Genomic DNA, 15,193 nt, shown 5'->3' with positions numbered 1-15,193 from the left:
AGACCGGTGAGGGTTCCAGGCGATCAAAAATCAGCCCTTTTATCCCCAATGGGGAACCTAGAGTCACAAAAACCTCCACTGACCATTCTGGGTGTTGGCATAGGGCTTCGTAACAGACAACTGACCCGAGGGAATGACCAACCAATACACGGGTATCTTGGTCAATCGCTTCCACAATGCGTCCGCGAATTTGCTGTCTTAACTCTGGATTATGGAAGTAACCCCCAACTTGCTTGAGAAAAGAAATCACGATCTTTTCAGCAACACCACCAAAAAACCTGGAACCAGTTAAGGCATTTAAAGCTTTTTGAACACGTCTCGGTGTTGCCTTTTCTCTTGATAGATCGGCTGGGCCTTTAATATCATCTTCTACTTTTGCTGCTTCTTTCCACCATTCCAGGAGGAGTTCCTTCTCCCAATCCGAGTCAATATCACTGGCGTCATAGTTAGGTATCCCTATTGCTGATTTCGAGCGGCCTCTGAACAGGTCTCCATAAAAGGCACAGCGGAATTCATGATCAGAATCTAATCTAGCTCCAACACGCTCCAAACCATCCTTGAGGGCTGGTAGCCACTGAGCATAAATTGTATTACTACCTCTAAATTCTTGATTAATACCATGAACACCCACAATCTTAGCCATACCATTACCTACCTATCTGTGTAAGGATTGGTTCAAATACTAGAATCTCAAAGAGCTTCCGCAGCCACAGGTGCTGTAGCAAAGCTAGCAACTCCTCCAGCAACTTTAGAAACTTTGTTGTTATCGAGAAAGTTCTGAAAACTTACCCTTATACAGAACTTACGTGGTTAAGTTGATTTCGCCCCCCTAGCCTCCCAATTTTGGGTGGGAAATAAACCTAACCGCGTAACTCCTGTTTATATTATCAATTTACAGCAGTCGCCAGGGCAGTTAGGACATCGACATTAGTCTCACACCCTTTGTAAGCGCAAGAGTTTGACTTCTGACTTCTGACTTCTGACTTCTGACTTCTGACTTCTGACTTCTGCTATACATGATCAATCGTTAAATAAAAAAAAAGAAAAGACTTTTACCATACCAAATATCGTACACTAATCCAAAAGTGCAACTACTGGGGGCAGGATAGGGTTTGACTGGCTGCTGGCATAGGAATCCAATTCACTATGGAAAATGCAGTTGATAATCCCTGTTTAAAAGCTGCGGTAATCAAAACAACTTAGGGACTAAATCAGGTTAAAATCTGGAATATAAACTATAATTATAACAGGTAATAATTATCTACCAGATGATATAAATACTTTACTCATAGTTTAGTTAAACCAAGCCATTTTATTAGACAGTTTGGCTTGATTTTGGTTTAGATAATTTTACAAACTAAACTTGTGATTACTAGTTGTGATTACTAGTTGTGATTACTAGACATTTTTCGATACCAGTAAGTTCAAGTAGTTCTTATATCCTTCTTATATACTGCTTATATACTTCTGATCAAGTAGTAGTTATTATAAAGTCCTCTCTATCTCACTAAGTGATTTCCATTAGTCCCATGACACTAAACCAGGTTTTAGGGTTTTTGCTCATTGTTACCGTCTGTCCTATCTTAGGCGGACTACCTCTGATTGCCTGGATTACCTATGTACTGACAAGGCGTAACCTAGCCCAGGTCGGTACTGGTAATATATCAGTTTCAGCCGCCTTTTACCACGGAGGAAATCTGGTTGGTGTCTTGGCAGTGCTCTCAGAGGCAGGAAAAGGAATTGCAGCAGTCTTACTAGCTCGCCACTTCTTTCCCAGTGAATCAGCCTGGGAATTGATCGCTCTAATCATGCTGGTCTTAGGTCGTTACTGGATAGGCAAAGGTGCAGGGACGACCAATGTAACTTGGGGAGTATTATGCCATGACCCCATTCTCGCATTGCTGGTATTTTTGATTGGAGGGATTAGCTTTACCATTTTCCGCAATCCCAAACATGGCAAACGGGTGATTTTAGTCTTGTTCCCAGTGATTCTGGCTTTATTGCATCCCCAGGATGTCTCCAGAATTGTAATTGCCACCAGCTTGAGTCTATTATTAGCTTGGATTTATCAAAAAATTCCCGATGACTTAGACCTTCCGAGTGGAGAAACTCAAGCAGAATCTAAGAAAGTGTTTCATTTTTTCCAAGGCGATAGTGCCGTAATTTCTCTGGACACCAAACTAGACCCTAAAAAAGTTGGGCAAAAAGCTGCCACCCTATCCCAGCTGAAGCGTTCTGGTTACTCCGTACCTGTGGGCTGGGTACTCCCTCCAGGGGATGATCCAGAACCTTTGCTCAAATACCTACCCGTTTCTGAATCTGAACCCCTGGTAGTGCGTTCTTCCGCAGTGGGAGAAGATTCAGCCCAGGCTTCAGCCGCAGGGCAGTATCAAAGCATCTTGCAGGTGACCAGCTCAGCGGCACTACTGGATGCCATTAATCGAGTCTTAGAGTCTTATCGTAATCCAGTAGCTGCACAATACCGTCGGGATCAGCAACTGCCAGATACAGCGATGGCTGTGCTCATTCAAAAACAAGTCAAAGGGGTTTTTTCTGGGGTTGCTTTCAGTCGTGACCCTATTTCCCAACAGGGAGAAGCTGTTGTGGTCGAAGCCCTACCTGGATATGCTACACAAGTTGTATCGGGTAAAGTAACACCAGAGCAGTACCAAGTTTATTTCCAGAAGTCAGGGCAGCAAGAGGATTCAGCAGAAAGTTTGCCCTCCTCACGGATTGAGGGGAGTGGTGATGTCCCCCCAGCCTTAATCAAACAAGTGGCGCTCTTGGCACGTCGGTTAGAAGACTATTACCAGGGTCTTCCCCAAGATCTTGAGTGGAGTTATGACGGTCAAACCCTTTGGTTACTGCAAGCACGACCTATCACTACTCTACAACCAACCTGGACTCGTAAAATTGCTGCGGAAGTGATTCCAGGAGTAATCCGACCCCTAACTTGGTCGATTAATCGTCCCCTCACCTGCGGTGTTTGGGGAGAGATTTTTACCATAGTGCTAGGGAAACGAGCTAAAGGAATGGATTTCACCGAAACCGCCACCCTGCACTATTCCCATGCTTACTTCAATGTTACTCTGTTGGGGGAAATTTTTCGGCGTATGGGTCTACCCCCAGAAAGTCTGGAATTTCTGACTAGGGGAGCTAAGTTTTCCAAACCACCGATAAATACCACTATAAAAAACGTACCTGGTTTACTACGATTGCTCGGTCGGGAATGGCGTTTAGACCAAGATTTTGAAGCGGATTACCAAACCCACTTTCTGCCCCTATTGAATCAGCTTTCAGCAAGAACCCAGTCGGAATTATCTCCAGTGCAACTCCTAGAACGCATCGACAGTATTCTGAAGGTGTTGAAACGAGCCACCTACTATAGTATTCTTGCTCCCCTTAGTATGTCCTTGCGGCAGGCACTACTCAAGATTGATGACAAAGAACTAGATAACAGCAAAACTCCAGAGGTCGATAGTATGCGAGCCTTAGCTAAGATAGCAGCAGATGCTCGCCATTTATTAAGCCACGAACAAATTATCTATGACAGTGGAGCCTCTCTGTTTGCCACCCTAGCAGAAATCCCAGATGGTTCCAGTATTTTAGAGCAGTTTGACCGCTTTCTTGAGGGCTATGGTTACCTTAGCGAAGTGGCAACCGATGTAGCAATTCCCCGCTGGCAAGAAGACCCCCGAGCTGTTAGAAAGTTGTTCGCTCAGTTTCTAGCTCATCCACTGCCCCAATCTCCAAAACCTATAGGGCAACACTGGAAAGCTGAAGTGGTACAAGCACGGCTGGATCTCAAAGGTCGAGTGACCCAAGTCTACTCTAAGCTGATGGCTCACCTACGTTGGAGCTTCTTGGCTTTAGAGGCACGCTGGCTGCTGTCAGGTTTACTATTGGAACCAGGGGACATTTTTTTCTTGGAGTTAGCCGAAATTCGCTCTCTAGTAGGTAGTGATAACCCGGAACTCAGACAACAGCTTCCACAAATTGTGCAACAACGACGGACTAAATTTGAACAGGATGCTCAGCTGACTACGGTACCTTTCCTGGTTTATGGCAATAATCCTCCCTTACCCGCTGAACCCAAATCTTTAGCTGGGTCTGAGCAACGACTGCTACAAGGCATTGGTGCCAGTTCGGGACAAGTACAGGGTTTGGTAAAAATAGTCAAAACCTTGCAAAGTGATATCACTATTGACCAGCAAACCATTGTGGTTGTACCCTACACCGATTCTGGTTGGGCACCATTACTCGCTCGTGCTGGTGGCGTAATTTCTGAAGTAGGGGGACGTTTATCCCACGGTGCCATTGTAGCCCGAGAGTATGGTATCCCAGCCGTAATGGATATTAATCATGCCACTGATATATTACGAGATGGTCAGCGGGTCAGGATTGATGGTCAGTTGGGCACAGTTGATGTATTGGACTAGTATAGCGGGAGTAGGGAGTAGGGAGTAGGGAGTAGGGAGTAGGGAGTAGGGAGTAGGGAGTAGGGAGTAGGGAGCGGTGCGACCTACTCCCAGATCCGCTGTTCCCTACTTCTGAAACAAGTCTATGTTAAATTAAGTCATAATTGTTCCATCCATCAACTTCTGATACCGATACTCTAACTCGACTTTCATTAAAGGGTAATTATCCAATATTTCATCCTGAAGAATAATCTTTTCTGCTGCATCCCGCGCCAAATTTAATACCTCTTGGTCTTCTACCAAACTAGCTAGAGCAAAATCTGCTAACCCGGATTGGCGCTTACCTAAAACTTCCCCAGGACCACGAAAACGCATATCCATTTCTGAGATCAAAAAGCCATCCTGGGATTGTTCTAATACCCCCAAACGTTGTCTGGCTGTTTCAGTATTAGAACCACTGACTAAAAGACAATAAGATTTGTCAGAACCTCGACCCACACGACCCCGTAATTGGTGTAACTGAGATAACCCAAACCGTTCTGCATTTTCAATCATCATTACGGTCGCATTGGGTACATCTACACCCACTTCAATCACGGTAGTTGAAACAATAATTTGGCTCTTGTTATCCCGAAAAGCACTCAGTGCTTTATCTTTATCGGCTGAATTCATCCGACCATGAAGTAACCCAACCTTAAATTCTGGAAATATACTCTCAGACAGTCGTTTATGCTCCTCAATTACCGAGCGTAAATCTAATTTGTTCGATTCCTCAATCAAGGGCAATACCATATAGGCTTGCCGTCCTTGAGCCACTTCTCGACGAATCAAGTCATAGGCATGTTTTCTCTCTTTACCCCGTAGCACAGTTGTCTGAATCTTCTGACGACCAGGGGGCAATTCATCAATCTGACTCACATCCAAATCTCCGTGGAGGGTTAGCGCTAGGGTTCTGGGAATTGGTGTGGCGGTCAGAGTCAGCACATGGGGAGATTGACCTTTTTGCTGTAAACGAGCCCGTTGCTTTACCCCAAACCGATGCTGTTCATCAATCACCACTAAACCCAAATTGTTGAAGTTCACTGGGTCTTGAATCAAAGCATGGGTTCCTACCAACAAGGGAAGTTCTCCTGTTTCTAGCTGGGAATGAAGTTTTCTACGCTTAGAAACTTTAGTGGAACCTGTTAGTAATTCAACGGGAAGGTGTAGTAAATTAAACCAATTTACTAACTTACGATAGTGCTGTTCAGCTAATACTTCAGTGGGAGCCATCAAAGCGGCTTGATAGCCCGATTGAATTGCGGCTATAATAGCATAAACTGCTACAATAGTTTTGCCGGAACCGACATCTCCCTGAACCAATCGATTCATGGGTGTCTCTGATTCCATATCCTTGAGAATCTCATTGATAACTCTTGTCTGAGCCCCGGTTAATTCAAAAGGAAGCAGTTGATTAAATTGGTCAAAGAGTTTACCAATCGGAGCCATGACCGCACTGCTTTGGGTTTTACGCTGAGCTTGGCGGCGCTGGAGAAATCCGAGCTGTAAGTATAAAAATTCATCAAAGACTAAGCGCCTTCTGGCATCAGCAAGGGTGTCTGCATTTTGGGGAAAATGAATGTTTGCGATCGCATCACAGACCCCCATCAACCCATATTCTTTACGAAAGGTTACTGGCAAGGGTTCCTTAATCAAAGAAGTGTAGGGAAGTGCAGCAATTATTGCCCGCCTGACCATGTCGGCTGGTACCCCTTCTGTTAGGGAATAAACGGGTACAACTCGACCTATTTTCATCGAGTCAATGGTACCCCCTGGATGCTCTAATACTTCCAGTTCCGGGTCTTCTAGGGTAATCCCATATTTATTTTTCTTTACCAAACCCGAAGCAGCTACCACTGCTCCCACTGGATACCGTCGCTTTTGTTGATACTGCCAGCTACGATTACTGTAACGAAAGCCAGCAAAAAAACGACTGAGCTTAATTTGACCAGTAGAGTCTTTTAAGACTATATCTAAAATAGTTAATTTTTTATTACGGGGGCTACTGAAGCAGTTACAGCGCTTCACCGTACCCATGATAGTGACTGTTTCACCAGGTACTAAGTCAGCCATATTGACCTGACGGGCATAGTTAATATGATCACGGGGATAGTAATAGAGCAAGTCACGCACTTTGTGCAGACCCAGACGTGCTAAATACTCACTGTTTTTACTACCCACTGCTGCCAACTTAGCCAGTGGTAGGTCAAGGTTTTTTTTACTACCAAGCTCTGAGGATGCCTGTTGTTTCTCCACCAAGGGCTTGGTTTTAGGCACTCTGACCATAGGATGTTCTGTTTGATATTTATCTTCAACTAAACGGCGTTGAGTGTTCTGCTTCAGGTCGTTGAGAAAGCGGCGAGTATCAGCTACCAGATGTTGCCTTTGCTGTAGCGTCATCTGAGAATAACGGGCAAACTGATTGCCGATGTCCTGCCAACGCCGTTTCTCAGTTGATGTTAGGACATTAGGAGTCTTACCAAAACTGAGGCAGAGGAATTCACTAAAGCGGTATTGATTCCCTTCCAAATCAGTAAAGCCAACTCTTGCTTCTACCGACAGGGCTTTTTGCAATCGCACCCAATCTGGTAATTCGGTCATTGGTCTTTGGTCATTGGTCTTTAGTCTTTGGTCTTTGGTTTTTAGTCATTGATCATTACCTCAGTTTAATCGTCAAACCAGCTGGCACGCCATGCTGCTTCGGCTTGAGCAACTGCCTTTTGCCGCTGTTTTTTGTAATACTCTCGCTTCAGTTGACTCATTTTAGCTAATAGATCTCTAATTTTCTTACGTCCAGGGGTCAAGTTAGGGTCTGCAAATTCTATCTCAGATAAGCGCAGCTTAATGGCAATAATACGGGTTAATCTGGATTCATCTGTTTCGCCATCACCTTTAGTTTCCATCATTATTTTGATAATATTGGGGGATTCAGCCGTTTCGATTGCAGATGCTTCGACTTTTGCCGCTGCTTCTAGGATTTCTTGGGGAAATTTGTCTGGTATAATTGAGGATTTATGCAAGATCCGATTGGTTTCCACAGAGACATCTTGAATAGTTTTGGTGATCCCACTCTCTAGGTGCTTGAGCCATTCCTCCAGTTTCTCTATGCTATTTCGTGGGTTACTCGTCAACTCAGCTGCTGGTGATGGCTCGGTTGGAGCATTAAGAAATGGAGAGTCTTCTGTAGATGAAGGTATTTCAGATGAAGGCATTTCAGAGTCATGATCAGAGTCATGATCAGAGCCATCAGTAGTAGCTGACCTTGACTCTTGCCACTGTTCTAGGAGTGATGGCAACTGTTGTTGAGTCTCTTGAGCCAGCTTTCGTAGGGATTGCTGTAACTGTTGCCGACTGTTAACCGACAAATTTAGAAAAGACTCAGGATACCCTTGAGTACAAATCCGATAGGCAGCCATAATCAGCTGCTGCCCGACGCATTGACCTAAAAAGGTCAAATAGTTAGAGTAGGTTGTTTGGAATTCTTTTGCCAAATGGGTGATGGCTTCCTCTAAGGCTGCCAATTCCTGGTCAATTCGATTCACTGCTGTTATTTATACAATTCCATAGCTAATCCCTTGAGCATATCAAATACATGCCTAGTCTACAGTATGCCCATTCTTATAGTTGTACCATGATCGGCTTCTACCCGTAGGAGTGTCAAATTCTCGTTCGCCCAATTAGCTCCCCAACTAGACGTTGCATCTGCCTAGTTTTAAGTACGATCATTTTTTGTGAAAAACAGTATATATTGATACAGAATTATAACAGAAAAAGATATTAGATCAAAACACCTCAAATACAAACCTATCAACTAGTCAATAACCTCACCTAATCCGAAAGGATGTAGATGGGTTACTAAAGAGGTAAGACTTTATTAGAGTTGACCAAAAATTTTGGGTTTCAAGCCTGGCCTTTGGCCACGCTACTTGAGGTGCCCTTCTAGGGCGACTTTTCCAGAGTTGATACATAATGAGGATGTAGCCTAGCACAGGCAGGATTCGTCGGTACTGCCAAGCTCCCCAACGACGTAAAGCGATGCTAGTACACGAGGCGCGAAAAACCTCATCGGTGCGCTTGACCCGTAATTAAATTCGCCACGGGTCGCACCGCCAAAACCCATGGATCAAGCGCGGATACCGAAGAACCAGTAAAGTCAACTTTCACCAATTAACGTACCGTGGGGCACAGGGGAACGTATTTAAACGCTTAGGGAGACAAGCCCACTGGGGTTAGTTAAATTAGGCTCGGTATTTGGTTCTTTAGAACGGATACTTGGCTTAAGTATTGCCTTTCGGATAGCTAATTTTAGCGATGCAGCGCGGTCTTGGGGGTTTCCCCCACTCGCTATTGCATCAAGACAAGGCGTGTCGTAGAACTAAGAATCTCCGCTCATAAGCGAGCAGGGAGTGTCAATAGACCACAAGCGTGTTTAGCTGGTAACCACTTCCTTTATATTTCCCCAGTTCGGATTATCAGCAAATTTTCGTGAGCATTAGTGCATGGTAGTTGAGAAATCGTGGCGTACGTGGTCGAGGGGAGTAATCACTTTTACACGAGAGGTTGATCAGCATATATCGTGTACCAGTTTTATCGAAATTGCTTAGTCAATTTTCTACCAAGAAAACATGCTTACTTGAACCTAGAACTGGATTAATTTCAAAACCATTAGTCTAAACCATTAGTTAGAGGTGCAGCATGTCGGTTGGGGCTAAGTACTTTCAAGGTGGCTTCCATCCCTTGAAAGCACCGTCAGCAAATAACTCTACCAGTGTAGGTGGGGTATCCTGCAGCAATTTTTAATGAAAAATTTCATTTAATGAAATATTTCATTAAATAATGCTTTAATTCCCTTGACTATAGTCCCAGTTATTTGTAAGGTTTTGTCTTAAGACAAGGCTTTAGCTGAAGAAACTCCCTGATTACTGGCCCAGACAGGGGTCTAGCATCTAGCAATCAGGTATGTAAAGGTAGCAGGGTGAGGTCATGATGAGTCCTTGAAAAATGATGGACTATTAGGTTTCGGTGGCTAATTTTACAATTTGTTTCCTGAAGTTTCTCAGTGTGAGGAAGTGTATCAAAAAGAGAGGTAAGTTAACGCTTATTATGTCAAGTTCAAAATCTCAGCGAACAATGAAAAACAAGGGTACCCTAGTAAAATCTAGGCGACCGATGGCTCACCAATCCTCCCGCTCATCGTGGGATTCTCCTTATCTAGAGCCATTGAAAGCGATCGCAAAATCGTTTTCCCCTTACTGGCTCGCCTGTATTCCTCTGACAGGGATAATTGTTCTAGTTTGGCATACAGCTGCTGTTGCCCAGGATAGTGCGGCACCTAGCCCAGCCGAAATTCAGGGAACTCTCAATGCTATCTGGATATTGGTAGCTGCCATCCTAGTTATCTTCATGAATGCCGGATTCGGAATGCTAGAAACCGGCTTCTGCCGCCAGAAGAATGCGGTAAACATTCTCTCGAAGAACCTAATCGTCTTTGCCTTGGCAACCATTGCGTTTTGGGCAATTGGTTTCTCCTTTATGTTCAGCAAAGGCAATGCATTTATTGGGATGTCGGGCTTTTTCCTAAGCAGTGAAGATCCCGCTACCTATGGGTTAGACCCATTTCCGGCAGGTCTACCGATATCGGTATTTTTCCTATTCCAAGCTGCTTTTGCTGGAACTGCCGCAACTATCGTGTCCGGTGCGGTTGCTGAACGGATTAAGTTCCTAGACTTCTTAATCTTCAGCATCCTGATTGTTGGTTTTTCCTACTCCATCACTGGACACTGGGTTTGGAGCAGTGATGGTTGGCTTGGTGCCATGGGATTCTCAGACTTTGCTGGCTCAACCGTGGTTCACTCCGTTGGTGGCTGGGCGGCTTTGATGGGAGCTGCCTTCCTCGGACCCCGTAGCGGTAAGTACGAAAACGGTGAACCTCGTGCTATCCCAGGTCACAACATGAGTATTGCAACTCTTGGTTGCTTGATTCTCTGGATCGGCTGGTTTGGCTTCAATCCCGGTTCTGAGCTAGCTGCTAGTGAGGCAGTTCCCTATATTGCGGTGACCACTAACCTAGCCGCAGCAGCTGGTGGGATTACCGCCACCTTGACGGCTTGGCTAAAAGATGGTAAGCCAGACCTGTCGATGATCATCAACGGGATTTTGGCTGGATTAGTAGCAATTACCGCTCCCTGTAACAATGTCAGCTATCTCTCAGCAGTGATTATTGGTGCGATTGGTGGCATCATTGTTGTATTCTCGGTTTCCTTCTTTGACAACATCAAAATTGATGACCCGGTAGGGGCAATTTCAGTCCACTTGGTCAATGGTATCTGGGGAACCCTAGCCGTTGGACTCTTCGCTAAAGATTCAGGTCTGTTTACCGCCGGTAGTGCCGGTCAACTTGGCACCCAAATCCTGGGTATTCTAGCGATTGGTGGCTTTACCGTGCTGTTTAGTGGTATCGTCTGGTTCGTGCTCAAACTTACCCTCGGTATCCGGGTGACACCAGAAGAAGAACTGGAAGGCTTGGATATTGCCGAACACGGTATGGAAGCTTACGCTGGATTTGTCAAGGAATCCAGTGTGATCCCTAGTTCTAGCATGGGTAACTTCAGTAGTAGTACAGACATGGCTAGTAGCTCTGAATTTTAGAGTTTTGCTAGCATGGTCTATTGCTTTTAACTAGCTTTTGTTAACAGTTGACAGTTAAGCGTTAACTGTCAACTGTCACCTGATGGTATTACCTTTTCCCTAACGGATGTTAGAACAGAAATAATGCCAATTTTTTGTTCATTGAGTTGAAGCGTTGTCCACCTTGGGCTTTAATATCCCTTGCTGCCAATGGGTTCATGATTCTGACTCTCAGCTGGGTACTACTGGGTGAGTATCAGCAGTCAACGTCAAATCCAGTTAGCCATCCTGTGGTAACTACCCGAATTTTAAATCCCACCCCTGAACCAGTAATTGAATTAGGACCACGACACCAGTTAAATTACCAACAATGGTTGGCACTGCTGGAGAGGGAAGCTAAGGTAGTGGCTAATCAACAACCGGAACAGTTAACCGTTCTGCTGGGAGATTCTCTAAGCCTATGGTTTCCCAATGCACTGCTACCCCCAAAACGCTACTGGCTTAATCAAGGACTGTCTGGGGAAACCTCAGCAGGGTTGCTCAAGCGCTTAGATATTTTGGATCAGACTAAGCCAGAAGCAATTTTTGTGATGATCGGCATCAATGACCTAATTCGGGGGGTCAAGGATGAAGCAATTCTAGAAAACCAACGGCTAACGATTCGCTACTTACGGCGAGCCCATACCGAAACTAAGATTGTCCTTCAATCGATTTTGCCCCATGGTGCTGAACAGGCAACCTGGGAAGGACGCGATCGCTTACTTACTATCCCCAACAGTCGCATCCAAAATCTGAACCAGCAGCTAAAAGCGATCGCTCACGCAGAAGGAGCGATTTATCTAAATCTCTATCCCCTCTTTGCTGATAATCAGGGCAACCTGCAACCTGAGCTTAGTACCGATGGCTTGCATCTGAGTCCCCAAGGTTACTTAGTCTGGCGCTATGGTTTACAAATCTTTGAGCAACTTATCCTCCAAGAAGGATTAGCTATTCCTATAGCAAAGGGGACAGGGAGCAGGGAGTAGGGAGTAGGGAGCGGTGCGACCCGTGGCGAATTTAATTCGCCTACGGAAAGCGCACCGAGGGAGTAGGGAACAAAAATTATCACAATTCCTAAACGGATTGCGTCAGGGTTGATTAAAAGTAAATTAATAATAGCAGTGATGGATAAGTAATTTGCTTAAGATAGCTCCATGGATACAAAAGCTTTCAAGCGCTCACTCCAGAAATCAGATAACTACCACCGCAAAGGATTTGGTCACGAAGCCGAAGTTACCTCTCAGTTGGAATCGGAATATCAAAGCAGTCTGATTCAAGAGATTCGTGCCAATAACTATCGGCTGCAACAGGGAGATGTGACCATCCGGCTAGCAGAAGCATTTGGCTTTTGCTGGGGTGTAGAGCGAGCTGTAGCCATGGCTTATGAAACCCGCACCCACTTCCCCAATGAACAGATCTGGATTACCAATGAAATTATTCACAACCCCTCTGTTAACCAGCGTTTGCGGGAAATGTCAGTAGGATTTATTGCCGTTGAGGATGGCAAGAAAGACTTCTCTGTTGTTGGTGCTGGGGATGTGGTGATTTTACCAGCATTCGGTGCTAGTGTTCAGGAAATGCAGCTACTCCACGAGAAAGACTGCAAGATTGTAGATACTACCTGTCCCTGGGTGTCCAAAGTGTGGAACACGGTAGAGAAGCATAAGAAAAAAGAGTACACTTCGATTATTCACGGCAAATATAAACACGAGGAAACCGTAGCAACGAGTTCCTTTGCCGGAAAATATCTAGTGGTGCTGAATCTACAAGAAGCGGAGTACGTTGCCAACTACATTCTCAATGGTGGTAACCGGGAGGAATTTCTCGATAAATTTAAAAACGCTATCTCCGCTGGCTTTGACCCAGAGCGGGATTTAGAGCGGATTGGGATTGCCAACCAAACTACTATGCTCAAGACCGAGACCGAGCAGATGGGCAAACTTTTTGAGCGCACCATGATGAAGAAATATGGTACGTCTAATTTAAACGATCACTTCCAAAGCTTCAATACCATTTGTGATGCCACCCAAGAACGGCAGGATGCCATGTTGGAGCTAGTGGAAGAAAAGCTAGACTTGATGATTGTGATTGGTGGCTTTAATTCCTCCAATACCACTCACCTGCAAGAAATTGCGATTGAGCGACAACTACCATCCTATCACATTGACAGTGTCAACCGGATTATTTCTGCTGATGAAATCGAGCATAAACCCCTACATCAGGAGGTAGAAGTAGCACGAAATTGGCTTCCCTCTGGTTCGATAGTGGTAGGAGTAACCTCTGGAGCGTCTACTCCTGATAAGGTAGTAGAAGATGTAATCAATAAGATTTTTGAACTTAAAGCGACTGCTGTAGCAGTTTAGAACTAACTGGGATTAGTTAAAATTGAAAATTTTAACTGGTTAATAGCCATTAATAATTTTCAATTTTAACAATTTTAAATTAACATCCAAGGGTATAAATTTAATCTAGGCATTCAGCTGACAGCTGACAGCTAAGGGCTGAATGCTTAATAAGGTACAGTCAATTTGATTTCCTCTACTCCCTACTCCCTACTCCCTATTCCCTACTCCAAATTCCCATCAACCATTAGCCTCCAATCGCCACAATAACCATCCTCCTGCTCCGAAACCGAATAAATTAGGTAACCAGGCGGCTACAATAGGGGAGAGAATTCCCGCTATACCAAAACCTCCGATCACAAAGCTCAGTAAGTAGTAGCCAAAAATTACGATTAAACAGACCCCAAAGCTAGTCCCTTTGCTGATTCGTTTAGGTCGAATACTGATGCTTGCTCCCACTAAGCCAAAGATTATACAAATGAATGGAAAAGCAATTTTTTGTTGCATCCGCACTTGCAGCATCCGGAGTTTTTTGCGATCGCCAGCTCCCTGAAGCAACTGGATCATTTCTATGGCTTGAAGAATATTCATCTCATAGGGGTCACGGGCTTTAGTGACTAAATCAAGGGGCGCTCTAGGAAATGGAATTTCTTGATGATCAAAGGTTACTATTTTTTGGAAAGAGGTATTAGGACTAATAAAATAAATTGACCCATGGAAAAAATCCCAGGTATTTTGCGTAGAGTTCCAAAGAGCTGATTCCGATAGAATAATTTTGTTCAACTTACCCAGATTAGACCACTCCAAAACAGTCAAATCTTTCATGGTCTGACCATCAAATTCATTGGCGTAGAATAAGCGTTTGAGTGTCTGAGTAGTTGTGCCATTGGGTTGGGTAAAAGTCTGATACTCTGGATAGAGAATACCGTTTTCATTGAAAGCGGGTTTTTCCTCATTAAGAGCTTTTTTTAATGTTATAGTTGCCTGGTAGTTAGCCGCTGGAACAATTAATTCATTGAAGAGGAAAGTGATTCCCGTGACCACTAGGCTGAGAACCAGAGCAGGGGCAACCAGTCGGTATAAACTCACACCGCAGCTGCGCAGGGCAATTAACTCACTGTCATTACTCAAGCGAGAATATGCTATTAGTGTCGCGAGAAGTACTGATATGGGTAAGGCATAGGACATAAACTCAGGAAACTTCAAAAGTACGACTTGGGCAGCAATTGTCCAGGATAGTCCTAACTCAGTGATTTTGACTACCATATCAAACAGGCTACCCACAGCCACACCAATAGATGAAAACCCGCCAACACCAAATAGAAACGGTGGGATGAGTTCAGCAGCGATGTAGCGATCCATCACTGATAAGCTAGGAAAAACGAATTTGAGGAAGTAAGGTTTGCCGAGTTTCAATCTTGTTAAGTGGTTAGAGTTTCAAAAAGCATAGAAAACAATTTCATGCCTTTTGTTGCTAAGTTTTCCCAATCCAGTAAACCTACCATGTTTGTTATGGGAGTATCTGCAAACTATCGCAATTCTGATCACAAGTGGTGTGGGGTGTGGGGTGTGGGGTGTTTTATAGCAGAAGTCAGAAGTCAGTGCGGCTTGTTCCTACTAGGAGCCTCTAGAAAATAGAGGGGTATGAGTAGGGGACTTCGCGAGGAATAAAAACCTCAAAAGTCTAACTGTCTAACGGATGCGGGTGAAAACCCCGCCCTTCAGGAG

Annotated in this window: 8 protein-coding genes; 4 read left to right on the top strand and 4 right to left on the bottom strand. The window is 44.5% G+C overall.

The genetic code is table 11. The features are described from left to right. The coding region (locus F6K37_RS16360) for a lipase family protein (RefSeq protein ID WP_287251199.1) at nucleotides 1-643 on the bottom strand (643 nt) is incomplete at its 3' end. A gap of 886 nt (nucleotides 644-1,529) precedes the next feature. On the opposite strand from F6K37_RS16360, the gene F6K37_RS16355 reads away from it, so the two are divergent. Next, nucleotides 1,530-4,439, top strand: a complete 2,910-nt coding sequence (locus tag F6K37_RS16355; RefSeq protein ID WP_287251198.1) for a glycerol-3-phosphate acyltransferase — start codon at nucleotides 1,530-1,532, stop codon at nucleotides 4,437-4,439. A 132-nt stretch (nucleotides 4,440-4,571) separates the two neighbouring features. Here F6K37_RS16355 and recG read toward each other — a convergent pair whose 3' ends face one another. Next, on the bottom strand, nucleotides 4,572-7,058 hold the full coding sequence (gene recG, locus F6K37_RS16350) for an ATP-dependent DNA helicase RecG (RefSeq protein WP_287251197.1): 2,487 nt from the start codon (nucleotides 7,056-7,058) through the stop codon (nucleotides 4,572-4,574). 65 nt (nucleotides 7,059-7,123) lie between these two features. Further along, nucleotides 7,124-7,999, bottom strand: a complete 876-nt coding sequence (locus F6K37_RS16345) for a hypothetical protein (RefSeq protein ID WP_008185564.1) — start codon at nucleotides 7,997-7,999, stop codon at nucleotides 7,124-7,126. A 1,627-nt stretch (nucleotides 8,000-9,626) separates the two neighbouring features. Here F6K37_RS16345 and F6K37_RS16340 point away from each other — a divergent pair. From F6K37_RS16340 to F6K37_RS16330, 3 genes are all read left to right on the top strand, one after another. Then, the gene (locus F6K37_RS16340; protein ID WP_131827441.1) at nucleotides 9,627-11,105 is read left to right on the top strand and encodes an ammonium transporter; all 1,479 of its coding nucleotides are present in this window, start codon (nucleotides 9,627-9,629) and stop codon (nucleotides 11,103-11,105) included. 134 nt (nucleotides 11,106-11,239) lie between these two features. Continuing rightward, nucleotides 11,240-12,109 (top strand): GDSL-type esterase/lipase family protein, encoded by an 870-nt coding sequence (locus tag F6K37_RS16335; protein ID WP_287251195.1) that lies wholly within the window; start codon nucleotides 11,240-11,242, stop codon nucleotides 12,107-12,109. 168 nt (nucleotides 12,110-12,277) lie between these two features. Beyond that, nucleotides 12,278-13,486, top strand: coding sequence for a 4-hydroxy-3-methylbut-2-enyl diphosphate reductase (locus F6K37_RS16330; RefSeq protein WP_287251194.1), 1,209 nt, complete (start codon nucleotides 12,278-12,280; stop codon nucleotides 13,484-13,486). A gap of 219 nt (nucleotides 13,487-13,705) precedes the next feature. On the opposite strand, the gene F6K37_RS16325 is transcribed toward F6K37_RS16330, so the two are convergent. Then, complete coding sequence (locus F6K37_RS16325) at nucleotides 13,706-14,881, bottom strand: LptF/LptG family permease (RefSeq protein WP_353838154.1); 1,176 nt, start codon at nucleotides 14,879-14,881, stop codon at nucleotides 13,706-13,708. Nucleotides 14,882-15,193: the final 312 nt, after the last annotated feature.

The sequence above is a fragment of the Moorena sp. SIO4E2 genome (genome assembly GCF_010671945.1).
In the GTDB taxonomy this organism is placed as follows: domain Bacteria; phylum Cyanobacteriota; class Cyanobacteriia; order Cyanobacteriales; family Coleofasciculaceae; genus Moorena; species Moorena producens.
Note: the sequence above shows the minus strand (reverse complement) of the source record. Positions and strands in the feature narration are given on the sequence as shown.

Coding starts and splice junctions, on each gene's coding strand:
- F6K37_RS16330 (WP_287251194.1), top strand. CDS start 12,278: ATGGATACAAAAGCTTTCAAGCGCTCACTCCAGAAATCAGATAACTAC.
- recG (WP_287251197.1), bottom strand. CDS start 7,058: ATGACCGAATTACCAGATTGGGTGCGATTGCAAAAAGCCCTGTCGGTA.
- F6K37_RS16355 (WP_287251198.1), top strand. CDS start 1,530: ATGACACTAAACCAGGTTTTAGGGTTTTTGCTCATTGTTACCGTCTGT.
- F6K37_RS16340 (WP_131827441.1), top strand. CDS start 9,627: ATGGCTCACCAATCCTCCCGCTCATCGTGGGATTCTCCTTATCTAGAG.